1 protein-coding gene is annotated in these 809 nt (G+C 47.1%); it reads left to right on the forward strand.

The features are described 5' to 3' along the window. Nucleotides 1–142 precede the first annotated feature (142 nt). Nucleotides 143–640 (forward strand): MgtC/SapB family protein, encoded by a 498-nt coding sequence (locus R7Q46_RS26210; RefSeq protein ID WP_005482203.1) that lies wholly within the window; start codon nt 143–145, stop codon nt 638–640. Nucleotides 641–809 lie beyond the last annotated feature (169 nt).

Below are 809 nucleotides of genomic sequence, written 5' to 3' on the forward strand. Positions count from 1 at the left end.
GATCGTTTTTGCTCTCCATTTGGCTCATCGTCGCGCTCCAAACCAGAAGCAGATGTTCAATGTAAATTTGTCGACACGAACGATCCTTTTTGTTCGCTTTGCAGGATAAGTCTATGCATACTCCGCTGCTTTGGAGGTCAAGATGCATACAACATTCGAACAAATTTTCGATCTTGGCCCATTCAGTTGGCCTGCCCTATTTTGCTGTGCCATCAATGGGTTAATGATTGGCATAGAACGCCAAACCCGTGGTAAACCAGTAGGTATTCGCACAGCAATTCTCATTATTTCAGGCACCTACCTGTTTATGTCGATGGCAGTGTCATTATCACCAAACACGCTCGACCAAGCTCGTGTGCTTGGTCAGATAATTACTGGCGTCGGCTTCTTGGGAGCAGGCGTGATGATGACGCTGGATGGCAAAATCCATGGCGTCACTTCGGCAGCCGTCATTTGGGTACTGGCAGGGCTCGGTTTGATGATCGGCCTCGGTTACTTAATGCAATCGGTCGTGATTACCTTGCTTGCGTTGAGCGTTCTGCTTGGCGTGGATAAAGCCGAAAACCGTATCAAGGCGTTACGTCGCGGTGTTCATCAAAAAATTCAGCAGCGCAAAACCTCCTCTCGCTTGATCAAATAAGAGAATGGTTGGCCTGTTTCAATTTTCCAATAAAAAAGCCCGCGAACATCGCGGGCTTTTTGGTATCTGGCTTTCGCTAAGATTATTCAGCGAAGTTGATGATAGGGAAACATTTGAAGAAGCCGTTATCCGCACAGTTCAACAGACCAATTTGCACGCCATCGATTTG

The sequence above is a fragment of the Vibrio sp. 811 genome (assembly GCF_033339195.1).

Excerpts from the sequence above, each read along its gene's own strand:
- R7Q46_RS26210 (WP_005482203.1), top strand. The coding sequence starts at position 143 with ATGCATACAACATTCGAACAAATTTTCGATCTTGGCCCATTCAGTTGG.